Genomic DNA, 17,252 nt, shown 5'->3' on the forward strand with positions numbered 1-17,252 from the left:
GGGCGCGCCCGGGGGTCCGGAGCGCCCGATTATACGGGGACGCGCGCCGGGGAGGGGTCCGCGACGAACGTCACGGCGCGACCATGTGGAACCAGTTGAAACGGCTCCCGAACACATCGAGGGAGAGCACGACCTCCATCGAGACCATGGCGAGCGCCAAGAGAATGAGGAGCGGGAGAGCCGCGCGCCCGGCGCCCAGGCGCGAGAGCAGCCTCTTGAGCCCGATCGCGTACAGACACAGGAATGGCGCCATGGCGCCGCCGATCAGGCGACCGGACGCGATGTACGGAAACTCCGTAGACGGGTATCGGCAGCGCCCGAAGTCGTACGCGATGGAGCCCCAGGCCAGAAGCAGGATCGACAGGACCACGAGCCCGAGGCCCGCGCGAATGCCGAAGCGCTCGCCGCAGGATTCGGCCGGCCCTCGCGCGAACGCCGCCGCGGCGGCCACGCCGACGAGGAGAAGGGACGAGGCCGCGTAGAAAAGGTCGACGCCGCCCCACGCCAGCGGCGTTCCGTGCCAGGTGAACTCCCCCCGCCAGAAGCTCGCGAGCACGAAACCGAGGAATTGCCACGATCCGGCGGGCGTGAAGATCGGGTGGTGGAGCAGCTCCGCCGCGGGCTTCGGAGTCCAGCCGAGCCGCGCCGCCTTCTGCGCCATGCCCGTGAAATCTCCCATGAGCACGTAGTTGCGCAGTGCCCACGCCCCCGCCGGGAGCGCGATCGTCGATGCGAGCAAGACGACCCTCGGCCAGACCGCAGGCAGCTCCCCGCGGCGCCGAGCGGCGATCAGCTCGATCGCGGCGACGGCCGCTGCGATCGCGAGAATCGGCAGGTTCGTCAGTTTCGTCAGCAGGCTCGCCGACACCGCGAGGCCCGCCAGGGCGTGAATCCCCATCCCCCCGGTCGCCCGTGCCCCGATGCTCAGCAGGGCGAAGAACGCCAGCCCGGCGGTGAGGGGCGAGAGCACGTCGTTTCCGATGGAGAAGAAGGCGTCCTGGGGGAGGAAGGCGGCCAGGAGCGGCGCCCCGAGACGGATCGCCGCCTCCCCGGGCGCGAGCGCGCGCGCCACGAGATGCACGACCCACACGATCAACGCCACGAGCGGCACGTTGAGGAAACGGATCCAGTAGGCGCCAAACCCCTGCCGGAGCCCCAGGAGCTGCCCGAGCCGGTACCATGCTCCGGCGACGAGGTAGTAGAGCGGCGGCTGGGTCGACTCCGCGTTGGTGACTCGCGCTTCGTCGGCGACGGCCCGATCCAGGGCAATTCGCAGCACCTCCGGGCCGACGGTCCAGCCCGGGGGCGGGGTCCTTCCTTCTTCGTACTTCTCCGGCGCAGAGAGATATTCCCACGTCTCGCAGTACCGGATGATCCGGACCGCGCCGGCGCTCTTCGGCTCGAGCCCCCTGGGGAGGTCGCCGCGGGAGTAACGGTAGACGACGTCGAAATGAGACTTCTCGTCCACGTTGTCGAACAGGGGGAACGCGGCGGAGAAGACGAGCACGCGGATCGCCGCGACCGCGCACAGCGCGCCGACGAGGATCCTCTCGCGGCGCCGTGGTAGCGGAGCCATCGAGGCGCGCCCCTCCGTGGGCCGGTTCAGAAGTTGCTGGCCACCATGACGCAGGCGTCGTGGACGGTCTTGAACGGGGCGGTCGCCGCGAACTCGAGCACCGCGTCGTCGAAGCTCCCGTCCTGGAGCCACACTGCGGAGAGGCCGGCGTCCGCCGCCTCCTTCATCAGGCGGAGCGTCGCCGGCGGCGGCGTGACCATCACCAGGATGTCCACCGGCTTCTCGAGCTCGCCGATCGAGTGCGCGACGGAAAGACCCTCGACCAGGTCCTCCTTCGGGTTCACCGGCAGGACGGTGTACCCCTTCCCCTTCAGATTGCGGACGATCTTGTTGCCGTATTTCTCCGGGTTGGTGCTCGCTCCCGCTACCGCGATGCGGGTCCCGGGGCCGCGTCGGCGGAGCAGCTCCATCACATCGGAAGGATGCGGATCGAGTGTCGGCATGGCGTCTCCTCGGGGAGAGAGCCCTCGTCCCCTGTCCACGATTGTACCGCGGTCAACCGCGTCCCTCACCCTTCACGAACGCGGAGAGCACCATGCTCACGAAGCTCACGACGATCGATCCGAGGAGCGCCGAGACGAACCCCGCGACGTGGAACCGGAGGCCGAGCGTCCCGGACAGGGCGCTGGTGAGCCACAGCATCAGCGCGTTGATCACCAGCAGGAAGAGGCCCAGGGTCAGCACGACGAACGGCAGGCTGAAGAGCGTCGCCAGGGGCTTCACGAGGACGTTCAGGACGCCGAACACCAGCGCGACGCCGAGCAGCGGCACCGGCCCCCCGTGGTAGGTGATCCCGGGGATGAGCCGCACCGCGACCCAGAGCGCGGCGGCGTTGATGAGCAGGTGCAGGATCATCTTCATCGTGGTGCCTCCCGGCCTCGCGCGGCCGCACCCATGGTAAACCAAGCCTCGAAACGTCAGTGGAAATCCCGGCTTCCGACCTTCGCCGGCTCGAGGAGGTCCTTCGGCGTCCAGAAGCTCTCGGCGACGAGGTGCGCGACCCCTTCCTGCACCTGGAGCTTCCCGGTCACCCCGAGGAAGCTCGTGGTCTTGACCAGCACCTTGTGCTTCTCGTACACCCGGCTCCAGACCACGACGTTCACGAAGCCGGTCTCGTCCTCGAGGGTCATGAACACGACCCCCGACGCGGTGCCGGGCCGCTGGCGGCAGATCACGATCCCCGCGTAGCTGACGAGGCGGCCGTGCGGCAGGCGTGACACGGTGCGCGCGTCGGGGAGGCGGCGCGCCCGGAGCTTCTCCCGGAGCGGCGCCAGCGGGTGGCCGCGCGGGCTGTGGCCGGTCGTCCGGTAATCCCAGCCGATGGTCTCGCCGGGGCCGAGCCCCTCGAACGCCGGCGTCGCCTCCTCGCGCTCAAGGTCCATGGCCGCGCGCGCGGCCCGCGCCGCTCCCTTGGCCGCCCAGAGCGCGCCCCGCCTCCCCGGCTCGAAGCGCGAGAGCGCCCCGGCCTCGGCGAGCCGCGCCACCGCTCCCTCGTCGAGCCGCGTCCGCCGCACGAAGTCGGCGACCGACGCGAACGGCCGCTCGCCCCGCGCCGCCTCGATCCTCCTCCACTCGCTCTCGCCGAGCCGCTTCACGTAGCGCAGCCCCATCCGGATCGCGAAGCGGGGCCCGGGGTCCGCCGACGGCTCCTCGGCGGCCGGCTTCGGCGCGACCCACCTCGGCCGCCCGCGCGCCTCGCGAACGCTCGGGGGCCCCGTCCCCTGCGCGCTCGGCGCGCGGCCGACCGTGTGGGGCCCCGCGCCTCCAGCCGGTCTCGCCTGCGGGCCGTCGGCGGACCCGCGGCCTCGAGCTTCGAGCGTGCAATCCCAGTCGCTGGCGGTCACGTCCACCGGGCGGATCTCGACCCCGTGGCGCTTCACGTCCTCGACGATCGTGGCGGGCGAGTAGAACCCCATCGGCTGCGCGTTCAGGAGCGAGCACGCGAAGACGTCCGGGTAGTGGCGGCGCACCCAGGCGGTCGCGTACGCGATCAGCGCGAAGCTCGCCGCGTGGCTCTCGGGGAAGCCGTACTCGCCGAAGCCGCGGATCTGCTCGAACACCCGCTCCGCGAACTCGGGCTCGATCCCCTTCGCGGTCATCCTCCGGACCAGCCGCTCGTGGTGGCGCTCGATCCGCCCGCTCTTGCGCCACGCCGCCATGTCGCGGCGGAGCTGGTCCGCCTCCCCCGGCGTGTAGTCGGCGGCCACCATCGCGAGCCGGATCACCTGCTCCTGGAACAGCGGCACCCCGAGGGTCTTGGCCAGCACCGGCTCGAGGGAGGGATGCGGGTAGACCACCTTCTCCTCTCCGGCGCGCCGCTTGAGGTACGGGTGGACCATGCCGCCGGTGATCGGGCCGGGGCGCACGATGCTGACCTCGATGACGAGGTCGTAGTAGGTCCGCGGCTTCAAGCGGGGGAGCATCGCCATCTGCGCGCGGCTCTCGATCTGGAACACGCCCACGGTGTCCGCCTTGCAAATCATGTCGAAGGTGGCCGGCTCCTCGGGCGGGATCTCCGCCATCGTGAGCTTCCTGCCGTGGTGCCGCTCCAGGAGGTCGAACGCCTTGTGGAGCTGGTTGAGCGCGCCGAGGCCCAGGAGGTCCACCTTGAACAGGCCCAGCTCCTCGATCATGTCCTTGTCCCACTGGATCACGGTTCGATCGGGCATGGTCGCGTTCTCGATGGGGACCAGGGTGGACACCGGCTCGTGGCCCAAGAGGAACCCGCCGGGGTGGATCGAGAGGTGCCGCGGGAAGTCGAGGACCTCGGACGACAGGCGGAGCACGTCCCGGTGGACGGGGTGCTCGGGGTCGAGCCCCGCCTCCGCGAACGCCCCGGGGGCCACGTCGCCGTAGTGCGGCAGCAGCTTCGACAGCCGGTCGAGGGCGGTCTCGGCGAGGCCGAGCGCCTTCCCCACGTCGCGCACCGCCGAGCGCGGCCGGTAGCGGATCAGGTTGGCGACCATGGCCGCGTGGCTCCTGCCGTACTTGGCGTAGACGTGCTGGATCACCTCTTCCCGCCGGTCGTGCTCGATGTCGAGGTCGATGTCGGGAGGCTCGGCGCGCTCGCGCGAGAGGAACCGCTCGAACAGGAGCCCGAGACGCACGGGGTCCACCGCCGTGATCCCGAGGCAGTAGCACACGGCCGAGTTCGCCGCCGAGCCGCGCCCCTGGCAGAGGATCCCGCGCTCGCGGCAGAAGCGGACGATCTCCCACATGGTCAGGAAGTAGCCGCAGTAGTCCAGCTCGACGATCAGGTCGAGCTCCTTCTCGAGCTGGCGGACCACGTCTTCCGGGACCACGCCGCCGCAGCGCCCGCGTGCTCCTTCCGCGGTCAGCTCCCGGAGCCACTCGGCGGAGGTCTTCCCGTCCGGCAGCCTCTCCGACGGGTAGCGGTAGCGGAGCCCGTCCAGCGAGAACGTGCAGCGGGAGGCCACCTCGAGGGTCCGGGCGACGGCGGCGGGGTCGTCCTCGAAGAGCCGGGCGAACGCGCGCGGCGGCTTGAGCGCGTGCTCGTGGTTCGGCTTCAGGAGTCGGCCGGCGTCCAGGAGCTTTACCCGGTGGCCGATCGCGGTCAGCACGTCCTGCAGCTCGCGGCGGGCCGGCTTGTGGTAGAGGACCTCGTGGGCGGCGACCACCGGGACCCGGTACTTCTCCGCGCGCTGGCGGAGCCGCGCCTCGCGCCTCGGCTCGTCGGCGCGGCGGTGCCGCGCGGCCATGGCGTACAGCCGGTCGCCGAACGCCTCCCCGAGGCCGTGGGCGACGAAGAACGGGTCTGCCTCGCCGGCGAGGAGGCCGCGGTCGCCCCCCCAGAGCGCGATCAGGTCCTCCGCGCGCTCGTACACCTCGTGCCAGCCGACGCGGCTCGATCCCTTCTCGGAGCGGCGGCGCCCGGCGGTGATCAGCTCGGTGAGGTTCCCGTACCCCTTGCGGCTCGTCGCCAGGAGGACCAGCGTCGAGCCGTCGTCGATCGTGACCTCGGAGCCCAGCACCAGACGGACGCCCGTCTCGCGCGCCTTGACGTGCGCCTCGACGACGCCGTACACGCCGTCGCGGTCCGTGAGCGCCATCGTCTCGATCCCGTGCGCGGCGGAGGTCTCCACCAGTTCCTCGGGGTGGGAAGCGCCCTCGAGGAACGAGAAGCAGGACTTGCACCAGAGGGGGGCGTAGGGGGACATGGGAGTCGTCTCGATTACTCGGAACCCTGCAGCACCTCGACGCACTCCGCGATGACCCGGACCTGTCCTTCGTCGGCGCCCGTGAGCTCGATCGGCTTGAAGTCCGGGTTGACGGGATTCAGGGTGATTCCGACGTGGCGCCAGGAGCCCCCGTCCCGGGCCCGGCTGCTCTCGTAACGCTTGACGGTGTACCGTTCCCCGGTTTCCGGATCGACGGCGTCACGCAACTGGACGAGGACGGTCTTGCCCTGCCGCGTGCCGGTGACAGGCGCCGCGAAGAGGCAGTACGATCCGTTCGGGATGGCAGGCTCCATCGACTGACCGACGACCCGTGCGACGAACATTCCCCGACGCAGACGATGCCGCGTGTCGACCGCGACCCATTCCCACGCCTCATCCTCGACATGTTGGGGACCGCCGAACGCCCCCGCGGCGACCTCGATCGGCACCAGGGGGACGCAGGTGACGTAGCGATCCTCCGGACGTGGACGAACGACCCGGAGTCGTGCTGGCCTGGCCGCGTCGCGAGTCTCGGGCTCCCCGCCAGCGTTCTCTTGGGCCGATCCGTCGCGAAGCCTCCGGTACGCCTCCGCGGCCATCCATGCCGTGACGATCTTCTGGAACGGCAAGTCGTTCATGAAGCGCACGAAGATCTCCTCGTTCTGGTCCATGCGCTCCACGAAAAGGGTCTCGAGCAGGTTCCTGAACACCAGCTCGAACTTGTCCCCGGGATTGACCGCCGCGGCTTGCCTCAAGTCGTCGTCGGCCATGGCGGCTTCGACGATCTGATCGAAGAACAGCTGATCCGCCTGGTTGAAGTCCGTGCCGAAGCGCTCGTTCACGATGTCGATGAGCTGCGACAGCCGCACCGGCTGGGGCCGGACGAGACCGCTCCCCACCTCCGTCGGGCCGTCCAGGCGTGAAGCGTCCCCTTCCCGAAGGGTAATCGACCCCTCGCTGATCTTCTGCAAGCGGTAATACTCGAGCCGCACCTCGTCGTCGAACTGGTAGGACGGACCAACGCCACGCCGAGGCAGCTTCGCGGCAAGGTGGCGCAGGAAGACGTACGCCTTCTCGAGGTCGGAATCCTGGTATGGGATGATCTGGCTCAGGAACCCGTACAGGCTTCGGAACGCTTGGACCTTCCCCCGCCACAGCTCGGCTTCCTCCTCGTCCTCCTTCAGGCGTACCGTGAACCGCGCCACCGCAGGATCGAGCGTCGCGTTCATGGCCTGGTGGTCCGCGGGGCTCTGCCGCTGCTTCGGCTTGAAGTAGACCGAGTAGAACCGCTCCACCTCTTCCGCCAGATAGACTCCGGAGGCATCCAGCTCTCCCTTGAGCTGATACATGCGCGCCGGATCGACCTCCTCGCCCATCTGCGCGCCTTCGTAGTAGGTCTTGAACGCCTCGCGGATCTCTTCCCGGTCGTTCACGAAGTCGAGGACGAACGTGTCCTCCTTGAGCGGATGGGTCCGGTTCAACCGCGAAAGCGACTGCACCGCCTGGATGCCCGCCAACCGCTTGTCCACGTACATCGTGTGCAGGAGCGGCTGATCGAAGCCTGTCTGGTACTTCTCCGCGACCAACAGCACTTGGTACTCCTGGGTTGCGAACTTCTCGGGAAGCTCCTTTTCCCGGATGCCGAGGTTCATGCCTTCTTCGGTGTAGGTGACGTTCGCGATCTTGTCGTCCTGCACGATGCCCGAGAACGCCACGAGCGTCTTGATCGGGTATCCCTTCTCCTGGATGTACCGGTCGAAGCTCTGCTTGTAGCGCACCGCTTCCAACCTGGAGCCCGTCACGAGCATCGCCTTCGCGCGGCCGCCGATCTTGTGTCGGGTCACGGCGTTGAAGTGCTCGACCATCACCTCGGTCTTCTGCGCGATGTTGTGCGGGTGCAGCCTGAGAAAACGCGCCAGCGCGCGCGCCGCCTTCTTGCGCTCCACGTTCGGATCGTCGTCACAGGACTTGAGCAGCTTGAAGTAGGTGGCGTACGTCGTGTAGTTCTTCAGGACGTCGAGGATGAACTCCTCCTCGATCGCCTGCCGCATGGTGTAGCGGTGGATCGGCTCGCCGTCACGGCCGAACACCGCGAGCGTCTTGTGCTTGGGCGTGGCGGTGAACGCGAAGAAGCTCAGGTTGGCCAGTCGGCCCCGTTCGGCCATGGCGCGGAAGAGCTCCTCCCAGCCTTCCTGGCCCTCCGCGGCCGCCCGCCGTTGCGCCTCCTTCCTCAGCTCCTCGCCCCCGAGCACTCCTTTTAGTTTCGTGGGCAGATGCTCCCCGCCGATCGAGCTGTGCGCCTCGTCGATGATCACCGCGCACCGGCGAGTCGGGAGCGCGCCGGTGCTCGTCTCCCGGCGCTTCTCGGCCAGCTTCAGTAGTTGGCGCGAGACGAATGGGAACTTCTGCAACGTCGTGATGATCACCGGCACCGCGTTATCCAGCGCCTCCGCCAACTGGAGCGAGCTCTCGTCGATCTTCTGGACGACGCCGCGCTTGTGCTCAAACTGGTAGATCGTGTCCTGCAACTGCTGGTCGAGCACGACCCGATCGGTCACCACGACCACGCTGTCGAAGACCCGCTGATTCCGCGCGTCGTGCAGCGATGCCAGCCGATGCGTCAGCCAGCCGATCGTGTTGCTCTTTCCGCTTCCAGCGGAATGCTCTACCAGGTAGTTGTGTCCCACGCCTTCGCGTTTGGCCGCGTCCACCAGCGTGCGCACCGCCTGAAGCTGGTGGTAGCGCGGAAAGATCATGGTTTCCGTCTTGACCTTCCGACCCTGATCGTCCCGCCTCTCTTCGACCTGGAGATGGATGAACCGGGCCAACAGGTCGAGGAGGCTGTCCCGCTGAAGCACTTCCTCCCACAGGTAGGCCGTGCGATAGGTACGCCCCGCCGGATCCGGCGGGTTTCCGGCCCCACCCTGGCAGCCCTTGTTGAACGGCAGGAAGTGCGTCGCGGTGCCCGCGAGCCTCGTGGTCATCAGCACCGATTCGGTGTCCACTCCGAAATGCACCAGCGTGCGCCGCCTGAACTCGAAGATCGGCTCCCGCGGGTCACGGTCCTGCTTGTACTGCCGGCGCGCATCCTCGACCGTCTGGTTCGTGAGCGGGTTCTTGAGTTCCAGCGTGGCGATGGGGATGCCGTTCAGGCTCAGCGTCATGTCGACCGACTTCTCCGAGCGCGGCGAGAAATGCAGCTGCCGGGTGATCCCCAGGCGGTTTGCCGCGTAGCGCGCCTCCAACTCGGGATTCAGCTCATGCGCCGCCTTGAATAAGGCGACATGGAGAGTCCGTCCATAGCACTTGAACCCATGGCGTAGCGTCGCGAGCGCCCCTTCGGCGTCCATCCACTTGCACAGGTCGCCGAGGATCTGCTCGCCGGTCTTCTCCCCGTGCAGCGCTTCCAACCTGGCCCACTCCTTCGGCTGGGTCTCGTGGATGAAACCGAGGACGACCTCGGGGAAGATCGCGCGATCGCGGTCGAAGCCGTCCCGGTCAACCTGCACATAGCCGTTCGCAAGCAGGTGGGCTTCGATGACGGTCTCGAAGGCCGCTTCGCTCGTCCGGCTCATGGCCGCGGTCCCAGCACGAATCGCGCTCGCTCGCGCCGAAGCATCTCGAACGGCGTCATGCACTTGATCCCGAGCCCGATACAGGCACTCGGAATCTTGATCTTGCGAGTCGATGTGGCGGGAACCTCGTGCGTGACGATGGTGTGTCGTCCTGCAAGAGCCTGAGCGACGAGGTAGTAATCGGCCACTTGAAGGAACGTGCTCACCGCGGCCGGCTCGTAGTGTTGACCCTGTGCCCAGGTGCTGACCGCAGTCAGCGCCGGAAATATCGTCGCGTCGGGACGTAGGAAGAAGCCGTCGCCTCGGGCCGTCGCCCACCCCGACAGTTCGTCCGCCACGGCCTGCACCTCGTCGCCCACCTTCTCGACGCTGAACACCGTCCCGGCGGCGTTGTTGACGATGAGCCAATCCCAGAACGCCGGGCAGAAGTCGAACCCGTAGTGCAAGGTCTTCGCGGCAATGAAGACGTTGGCATCGAGCAAGTAGGCCATCAGAAGTCCATCCCGAGGTTGTGCCCGAGCTCGCGGAACGTCGCCATCTTCTTGAACCCGAGAAGCCGGAACGCTTCGGTGAACGACGATCTCCCCTCCAGCGTACTGGCCACGAGAGCGCGGGCGAATCGTTTGCTCGCCCGGGCACCGAGCGTCAGGTAGAAGTCACCGCCACTTCCCCTCGGAATCACGCGCAGCCGTTCCAGCTCCACCTCGTACGCCTCCCAGAGCTGGTCGCGCGTCATCCCGCCGGCGTCGTGGATCCGTCGCAAGACAACCAGCGTGCTGACCTTGAAGCGCCGAGCGAGTCGCTCGATTTCAGTCCGCAGCTCGGCGCCTCCTCGGTATTCGTCCCGCAGAAACGCGAGCGGCACCAGCAACTCGGCGGCGACCCGGTTGCACCAATCCTCGACGCGGTGCGACGGCATGGATACTGGTCCGACGTCGGAGAGCGCGGATTGACCGAGCCAAACGTGGGCCAGCTCGTGCGCCAACGTGAACATCTGCGCGGCCTTGGTGTCCGCGCCGTTGATGAACACGAGCGGTGCGAGGTCGTCGGACAGGGCGAAACCGCGGAACTCCTCCGGATCGAGCTTGCGCCGGTTGTTGCTGCCGACTACACCGCTCACCATCACGAGCACGCCCAACTCGTCCGCCTGCTCGATGAAGCGGCGCAGCGCGTCGGTCCAGGTCGGTGTCTGGCGACGCTCCTCGACATCGAACCCAAGTGCGTGCCGGATGCTCGCCGAGGCTTCCTCGACGTTGGCCGCCAGATCCACGGAGCCGACGAACGGAACCGGTTTCTCTCCCACGGATCGCGCGAAGTCGCGATACCACTCTTGGCGCTGCTGGCAGATGTAGACGGTGTCGAGCAGGTCCGGGCTCGGGTGCTCGATATGCGCATTGCCCACGGTGCGGAGGTCCGGGATCGGAACGCGCTCGACAGGAGGCTCTGGGAGAAAGAGGAAGCCTACGGGCGTATGCGTGGCGTTGGCGAATCGCTCGAGTTGCTTGAGCGTCGGTTGCGCCTCGCGCAGTTCCCAGGCCGGGAGCCGCGGGAAGCGCTGGATCAGCGCGTCGAGATCGAACCCGGCACGCTCCCGCGCCCAGCGCAGCAACTCCGGTTTCACCTCGACACGCATCATTGCCGCCTCAGGACCCGGTCGTCATGGACTGCCGCAACATCATTCTCGTGCCCGACTCCTTGCAAATCAATCCGCCCCGTCACCGCCGCGGCGATGAGCGCAGCGCGGCGCTCCTTGAGCAGAGCGATTGTGCGCTCGGTCGCGGCGCGAAGGGCATCCAGCCTGGCGGTCTCGTTCGCAACGTGTTCGAGGATCGAGCGCTGCTCTCGATATGACGGGCAGGGAAGCCATAAGGACAGGAAGTTCTCAGAGTAGAGCCGAAGAAACCCGGATGATCCCGTACCTAGACCCGTTGATTCCGAACGGAAAACAGCTTGAAGCAGTTCGGTCCTGAATAGATGCGCGAAGTAACGCGGATCAGTATCAGGCGCAGCTTGAAAGACCGCGTAGTCCGGACTCACCAACCCGTCCTTCGGGGATACCGCGACCAAGCCGCTCGCCGCGCGCATCCGGTTCAGAACGATCTCGTTGAGCGACGTTTTCTTGTACCCGATCAGTTCCTCGGCTCGCGTTTGTTTTTCCGACACTTCGTTGTGTGGAACCAGCCCGAGTTCCATGCGTAGGGACAGGAGGGTCTCCTCTCCCGTAGTGGATCGCTCATCTCGCTCTCGGAACAGCCACTTCGCCCGCTTCAGTTCCCAATGTATCGGGATTTCACCAAGCCAAGGGATGCCCGAGTAGCGGAGGGGGGCGCGAGGATCGAAGCCCCGGGTGACGGCGCGAGTGACGAGCGCCCGGCGCTTTTCGGCCAACAGGCCCAGCACGCGCTCCTTCGCCGCCACCAGTCCATCTAGCCGCGCGGTTTCGCGATCTAGGTAGTCGGCGATGATGCGCTGCTGCCGCAGTGGCGGAACGGGTAGCATCATCGCCCCGATCTCCGATTTCGGAATCCCGAAACGCGTCACACCATTCGCCGCCAACTCCAACTGCACACGAATCGGCTTCGCCTGGAGGCACCGGAATAGGAACGCCCCGTCCACCCTCTGCTTGTGCGGCCGAAGAAGCGCGAGGTGATAGCCGCAGACCAGATCGCCGGCGGTCTCCCGTACATGTGCAGGTACGCCGATGTCATCCCAGGATTCCGAGTCCTTCGTGATGACCACATCGTCAACCAGCAACTTAAACTTTCTGATCTCGTCCTCCGACGCGGTCGACTGCATGAAGTCCAAAGCGAGCGTGATGAACTCGTTGTTGTAAACGTCCGTGTAGTTACAGAGGCGAACGGGCATTTCGCACTCCGCCGGCACCTTGTCCACGTTACTGACAACGTAGCCTGCAGTCGCGCGAAGAGGCTTCGCCTCCCACTGGTCCGGGAGTCCGTCGACCCAGTCCAGGTGCCTCACTCCGTCACCTCCCGGAGCAACCGCATGATCTCGGCCTCTGCCTGCTTCAACTCCGCATCAATCTCCGCGAGCGACCGCGGAGGCGTGTACTTGTAGAAGTGGCGGTTGAAGTTGATCTCGTAGCCCACCTTGTCTTTACTGCGGTCCATCCATGCGTCGTGAACGTGGGGCCGCACCTCGCGCTCGAAGTAAGCGTCACTGTCGTCCTTGAGCGGCACGTTCTCGAAGTCGCGCAGATCGGGGTCGGGCTCGTAACCCTCGTTGCGGCCGCCTTTCAACACCGGCTCTGCCTCGGGATCCTTCTGCGTGAAGACGCTGCGGAAGAGCTTCTGCTCCGTAGCCTTCCAGCGCGACTCCCGCTTGTGCAGCAGTTCCTCGATCCGCTTCCACACGGCGTTCCAGTCGCGCTGTGGCTCGCGGCCGAGGGCTCTATTGATGGCCTGCACGTCGTCGAGCAGGTGCGGGCAGGCGTCGAGGAACCGGGCCTTGTCCTCGACGGTCATCCGGTAGCGCAGCCGCAACGGCCGCTCAACGGTCACCCGAGTGTAGCCGAAGTCCGCGTTGTCGAAGATCTTCGAGGTCTCACCGTCCGCGACGCGCCCGTAAAGCCTAACGATCTCGGCAATCTGATCGCGCCCGTCCTCCTTCTCGCCGATTTTGCGGCGCTTGTCGCCGAGGCTGCGGCGCATGGGCACGTAGAACTCGCGGGCGTCGAGGAGCTGGATCTTGCCCTTGCGGCGCCTCGCCTTGCGGTTGGTGACGATCCAGACGTAGGTGCCGATGCCGGTGTTGTAGAACATCTGCTCCGGCAGGGCGATGATCGCCTCGAGCCAGTCGTTCTCGATGATCCACTTCCGGATGTCGCTCTCGCCCGAGCCCGCGCCGCCGGTGAAGAGCGGCGATCCACTGAAGACGATGGCCAAACGGGAGCCCTGCTTCTGCTGGGTGGGCAGCACCGGCTCGAACTTTGCGATCATGTGCTGAAGGAACAGAAGCGCGCCATCGTTGACGCGAGGAAGACCGGCACCGAAACGCCCGGCGAAGCCGAGCTTGTCGTGCTCGCGCTCGATCTCCCGCTGCTGCTTCTTCCAGTCCACGCCGAAAGGTGGGTTGGTGAGCAAGTAGTCGAACGTCTCGCCCTGGAACCGGTCATCGGTGAAGGAATCTCCGAAGCGAACGTTGTCGCCGCCCCCGCTGTGGTTCACCTGCTTCATGAGCATGTCGGAGGCGGCGGTGGCAAAGGCGCGTTTGTTGTAGTCCTGGCCATAAACGTAGAGCTTCGCCGCCAGGTGGTGCTCCCGCAGGTAGTTCTGCGACTCGGCCAGCATCCCACCTGTGCCGCAGGCGGGATCGAGGAGCTTCCGCACCGTGCCGGGCGTGGCGAGCAGCTTGTCGTCGTCGATGAACAGGATGTTCACCATCAGCCGGATGACCTCGCGCGGCGTGAAGTGATCGCCGGCGGTCTCGTTGGCCAACTCGTTGAAGCGGCGGATGAGATTCTCGAAGATCAATCCCATCTGCTCGTTCGGCACCGAGCTCGGGTGCAGGTCCACGTCGCAGAACTTCGAGACGACGAGGTAGAGGATGTTCGCCTCGCGCATCTTCTCGATCTCGTTCTCGAGCTCGAAGAAATCGAAGATGGTGCGCACGTTGGCCGAGAACCCCTTGATGTAGCTGACGAGGTGTTTCTCGATGTGGTCCGGGTCGCCCTTGAGCTTCTCGAAGTCGAGCGGCGAGTGATTGTGGAAGCGCTCGCCCGCGGCGTCGTTGAGCTTCCTGTCGAGGGCGTCACCCTCCAGCCTCCCGCCCTTGCGTTTCTCGTACTCCGCCAGCACCTTCGGTTTGGTGGGTGCGAGCACGCAGTCGAAGCGACGGAGCACGGTCATGGGCAGCATGACCCGCTCGTACTGCGGCGGGCGATAGGGGCCACGCAGCAGGTCGGCGATCTGCCAGATGAGGTTCGAGAAGTAGGTGTGGTCGGGCATCTTTCAACTCACTCGCTCGGCGGCCACGGCGCCCCGTTCGGGAGGGTCAGGGGTTGTTCTGTCATCGCGTGTCTTCCTTGGCCTCGGGCGGTTTCTTCTCGCCCGATCCTAACCCACACTCCGCTCCGCCGTGAAGTCGCTTTACTCGTGCCATGGTCACGTACCCGCCTTCGCCTCGCTGCTCAGCTCCGCTTCGATCTCCTCCACCGTCGGCAGGCTGCCCTTCAGCTCCCTCGGCAGCTTCTCGACGATCTTCGTCTCCCACTCGGCGACGCCGATCGGCTTCTTCAGGCTGCGGAGCGCGTACTCGACCACGATCCTGTCCTTCGAGCGGCACAGGAGCAGGCCGATGGTCGGCTTGTCGTCGGGGTGGCGCAGGAGATCGTCGACCGCCGAGAGGTAGACGTTGATCTGTCCGACGAAGGCCGGATCGAAGGCGACCGCCTTCAGCTCGATGACGACGTAGCAGCGCAGCTTGAGGTGGTAGAAGAGCAGGTCGACGTAGAAGTCCCGGTCGCCCACCTCGAGCGGCACCTGTCGCCCGACGAACGCGAAGCCGGCCCCGAGCTCCAGCAGGAAGCGCTGGACGTGGTCCACCAGCGCTTGCTCGACCTCGCGCTCGCGGCGAGGATCGGCCGTGCCGAGGAAATCGAAGAGGTACGGGTCCTTGAAGACCTGCGCGGCCATGTCGGAGTCGGCCGGCGGGAGCGTCGCCTTGAAGTTCGTGAGCGCCTTCCCTTGCCGCGTGTGCGCGCGGCGGGCGATCTGCGTCTCCAGGATGCTGCGGCTCCAGCCCTCTTCGATGCAGCGTCTCATGTACCACTCGCGGACCTCCGGCTCCTTCACCCGCTGGATGAGGCGGATGACGTGGCCCCAGGGCAATCGTGAAACAAGCTGTTTCACTTTCACGGCGTCCGGGTACGCTTCCGCCAGGGAACGCATGAAGAGGAGGTTCCGCGGAGACAGACCGGTCATGTCGGGGTAGGCGCCGCTCAGGTCCGCGGCCAGCCGATCGATCACCCCCGCGCCCCAGCCCTCCTCGTGCTGTCGCTCGAGGATGACCCGCCCGATGTCCCAGTAGAGGAGAATCAGCGCGGAGTTCGCGGCCATGACGGTCCCGAGCCGAACCTGCTGGACCCTCGCCTTCAGTTGTGCGAGGACCTTCCCGTAGCTCGCGGGCAGTCCCACCCTCGGCGGCGCCACCGGGAAGGCGGCCTCGGCCCGTGCTCGACCGCGCATCCGACGGATGGAGGCGGGTGCCTTGACGAGCGCCTGCGGGTCTTTCTTCTTCTCACCCGTCATACCCACGCTCCTTCGGGTTGGCGTCGGTCGGCGCCCTGCGACCGCTCGGCCACTTCTCACCGCTCCTCGTCCTCGAACGCGATTCGAAACTGATAGACGAGGCCTTTCGTCTTCATGGTCCGAGTCCTTCAGCCGCCGTGTTGCTGGCACTTGAGGCGTCGGCGAGTCCTCGAATCTTACCGCCATCGTCGTTTTCTCGGGAAGGGCGACTCCATCACGCGAGCCGGTTCTTTCGGATGCATCCGCCCGTCCGCTATCCTCCGTCGCGCGTCCCGCTCCACCGCGCGAGCTTCGGGATCTTCCGCGTGAACATCCAGCTGAAGACGCCCGGGATGCCGACCTCGCGGAGCTTCTCCTTCACCCGGACCTGCATCTCCTCGAGGGTCATGTCGGGCCGCGTGAAGCGCCCGCCTGTGTAGCAGTGGCTGCAGTACGTGCGGCTCCTGCTCCCGTCGGCGTTCGTGCCCCCTCCTCGCTCGTCCTTGCTCAGGGGCATTCCGCAGCTCTGGCAGTGCTTGTAGCTCGTCGCCATCGTGTCCTCCCGCCACAGCGTCCACACCGGGTGCTTCGCGCTCCATACGAGTACCGACAAGTTGTTCCGGCTCATTCCACCCTCCCCTGCAGGAACCACCTCCGCGTCCCCCGGTCGTAGAACAGCCAGAGGATCTCGCCGTCCTTCGTCTCGGCGAAGTGGTAGTCGCGGTGCGCGGGGCGGTCCCACCAGCCGCCGGACACCACGTACGGGCCCAGCACGCGCACCACCGGTCCCTGCTCCAACCCGCGCAGCATCCAGCCGTCGGGCTCGTGCCGCTCGCGCGGCGGGAGCGGCTGCGGGCGCGCGTGGATCCGCCGGATGAGGCGCGGCTCGCTCACGGGGCGCGGCGCGGCGTCGCCGAGCGCCTCGAGCCTCTCCCACGCGAAGCTCGCCTCCGGGAGGTGCGCGTCGCGCGGCCGTGCCCGCACCACCGCGTCGTCGCCGAGGCGCGCCCGCGCCCGCGCCAGCGCCCGGTTCGCGGCGGCGAGGTCCCGCCCGCCCGCTTCCGCGAAGAGCCGCTGCCGCCGCGGGGCCGCCTCGGTCTCGCCGGCCGCGAGGAGCACCTCGACCACCCGGTCGGGGAGCTTCCGCACCGCCTGGAGCCGGAGCCGCACCAGCTCCATGAGGAGCCTCGCGTCGAGCGTCGGCGACGCGGGCCTCAAGCTCTCGACGTGGTCGCCCAGCCGCTCGAACCGGAAGCCCACCTTGAGATCCGCGAGCGTTCTCCCCTTCTCGCCGACCTCGTCGAGGAGCGGGCCGAGCTGTCCCTCGATCGCCGCGATCAGGCGCCCCGCGTCCTCCTCGGGGTGGTCGAGGACGAGGCGGCGCGTCGCGGGGACGTCGGGCCGCTCGGGCTGGAGCGGGGCCTCGAGGTCGCCCGAAGCGAGCCGGTGCAGCCGGTGCACCTCGGGGCCGAAGCGCGCCGCGATCCCCCCCTCGGGGAGGTCCGTGAAGGAGCCCACGGTCGCGATCCCCAGGCGGGCGAGCGCGTCCCGCGCCGCGGGGGGCAGGGCCAGGCGGTCGAGCGGGACGGCGCGCGCCGCCAGGCGCTCTTCCGCCTCGCTCTTCAGGACGTGGACGCCGCGGTGCGCCCTCGCGAGCGCGTAGGCGCCGAAGCGCTTG

The 17,252-nt window shown here is 67.2% G+C and carries 12 protein-coding genes; all 12 read right to left on the reverse strand.

Annotated elements, in window-relative coordinates:
* Nucleotides 1-70: 70 nt before the first annotated feature.
* Nucleotides 71-1,576, reverse strand: a complete 1,506-nt coding sequence (locus LAO51_06230; GenBank protein ID MBZ5638341.1) for a DUF2142 domain-containing protein — start codon at nt 1,574-1,576, stop codon at nt 71-73.
* A 26-nt stretch (nt 1,577-1,602) separates the two neighbouring features.
* Nucleotides 1,603-2,019: a CoA-binding protein gene (locus LAO51_06235; protein ID MBZ5638342.1), complete on the reverse strand. Its 417-nt coding sequence runs from the start codon at nt 2,017-2,019 to the stop codon at nt 1,603-1,605.
* 52 nt (nt 2,020-2,071) lie between these two features.
* Nucleotides 2,072-2,437 carry a phage holin family protein gene (locus tag LAO51_06240; GenBank protein MBZ5638343.1) on the reverse strand — a complete coding sequence of 122 codons (366 nt, stop codon included), beginning with the start codon at nt 2,435-2,437 and terminating at the stop codon, nt 2,072-2,074.
* 56 nt (nt 2,438-2,493) lie between these two features.
* Nucleotides 2,494-5,754, reverse strand: coding sequence for an error-prone DNA polymerase (locus LAO51_06245; GenBank protein ID MBZ5638344.1), 3,261 nt, complete (start codon nt 5,752-5,754; stop codon nt 2,494-2,496).
* Between the two features lie 14 nt (nt 5,755-5,768).
* Nucleotides 5,769-9,329: a DEAD/DEAH box helicase family protein gene (locus LAO51_06250; GenBank protein ID MBZ5638345.1), complete on the reverse strand. Its 3,561-nt coding sequence runs from the start codon at nt 9,327-9,329 to the stop codon at nt 5,769-5,771.
* On the reverse strand, nt 9,326-9,820 hold the full coding sequence (locus LAO51_06255; GenBank protein MBZ5638346.1) for a DUF4411 family protein: 495 nt from the start codon (nt 9,818-9,820) through the stop codon (nt 9,326-9,328). The genes LAO51_06250 and LAO51_06255 overlap by 4 nt, the downstream gene beginning before the upstream one ends.
* Nucleotides 9,820-10,962: an ImmA/IrrE family metallo-endopeptidase gene (locus LAO51_06260; GenBank protein MBZ5638347.1), complete on the reverse strand. Its 1,143-nt coding sequence runs from the start codon at nt 10,960-10,962 to the stop codon at nt 9,820-9,822. Before LAO51_06260 ends, LAO51_06255 begins: the two co-directional genes overlap by 1 nt.
* Nucleotides 10,962-12,308, reverse strand: coding sequence for a restriction endonuclease subunit S (locus LAO51_06265; GenBank protein MBZ5638348.1), 1,347 nt, complete (start codon nt 12,306-12,308; stop codon nt 10,962-10,964). The genes LAO51_06260 and LAO51_06265 overlap by 1 nt, the downstream gene beginning before the upstream one ends.
* Nucleotides 12,305-14,293 (reverse strand): type I restriction-modification system subunit M, encoded by a 1,989-nt coding sequence (locus LAO51_06270; GenBank protein MBZ5638349.1) that lies wholly within the window; start codon nt 14,291-14,293, stop codon nt 12,305-12,307. Before LAO51_06270 ends, LAO51_06265 begins: the two co-directional genes overlap by 4 nt.
* A 156-nt stretch (nt 14,294-14,449) precedes the next feature.
* Nucleotides 14,450-15,532 (reverse strand): PDDEXK nuclease domain-containing protein, encoded by a 1,083-nt coding sequence (locus tag LAO51_06275; protein ID MBZ5638350.1) that lies wholly within the window; start codon nt 15,530-15,532, stop codon nt 14,450-14,452.
* 316 nt (nt 15,533-15,848) lie between these two features.
* Complete coding sequence (locus tag LAO51_06280) at nt 15,849-16,127, reverse strand: zinc ribbon domain-containing protein (protein ID MBZ5638351.1); 279 nt, start codon at nt 16,125-16,127, stop codon at nt 15,849-15,851.
* A 71-nt stretch (nt 16,128-16,198) separates the two neighbouring features.
* Nucleotides 16,199-17,252 (reverse strand): DNA polymerase Y family protein (locus tag LAO51_06285; GenBank protein MBZ5638352.1); only part of this gene is annotated, 1,054 nt, incomplete at its 5' end.

This window comes from Terriglobia bacterium (assembly GCA_020073205.1).
Lineage (GTDB): Bacteria > Acidobacteriota > Polarisedimenticolia > Polarisedimenticolales > JAIQFR01 > JAIQFR01.

What these genes read in the sequence shown, in the direction of transcription:
- LAO51_06245 (MBZ5638344.1), bottom strand. Translation starts at nt 5,754, where the DNA reads ATGTCCCCCTACGCCCCCCTCTGGTGCAAGTCCTGCTTCTCGTTCCTC.
- LAO51_06230 (MBZ5638341.1), bottom strand. Translation starts at nt 1,576, where the DNA reads ATGGCTCCGCTACCACGGCGCCGCGAGAGGATCCTCGTCGGCGCGCTG.
- LAO51_06275 (MBZ5638350.1), bottom strand. Translation starts at nt 15,532, where the DNA reads ATGCGCGGTCGAGCACGGGCCGAGGCCGCCTTCCCGGTGGCGCCGCCG.
- LAO51_06260 (MBZ5638347.1), bottom strand. Translation starts at nt 10,962, where the DNA reads ATGCGTGTCGAGGTGAAACCGGAGTTGCTGCGCTGGGCGCGGGAGCGT.
- LAO51_06240 (MBZ5638343.1), bottom strand. Translation starts at nt 2,437, where the DNA reads ATGAAGATGATCCTGCACCTGCTCATCAACGCCGCCGCGCTCTGGGTC.
- LAO51_06280 (MBZ5638351.1), bottom strand. Translation starts at nt 16,127, where the DNA reads ATGGCGACGAGCTACAAGCACTGCCAGAGCTGCGGAATGCCCCTGAGC.
- LAO51_06270 (MBZ5638349.1), bottom strand. Translation starts at nt 14,293, where the DNA reads ATGCCCGACCACACCTACTTCTCGAACCTCATCTGGCAGATCGCCGAC.
- LAO51_06235 (MBZ5638342.1), bottom strand. Translation starts at nt 2,019, where the DNA reads ATGCCGACACTCGATCCGCATCCTTCCGATGTGATGGAGCTGCTCCGC.
- LAO51_06255 (MBZ5638346.1), bottom strand. Translation starts at nt 9,820, where the DNA reads ATGGCCTACTTGCTCGATGCCAACGTCTTCATTGCCGCGAAGACCTTG.
- LAO51_06250 (MBZ5638345.1), bottom strand. Translation starts at nt 9,329, where the DNA reads ATGAGCCGGACGAGCGAAGCGGCCTTCGAGACCGTCATCGAAGCCCAC.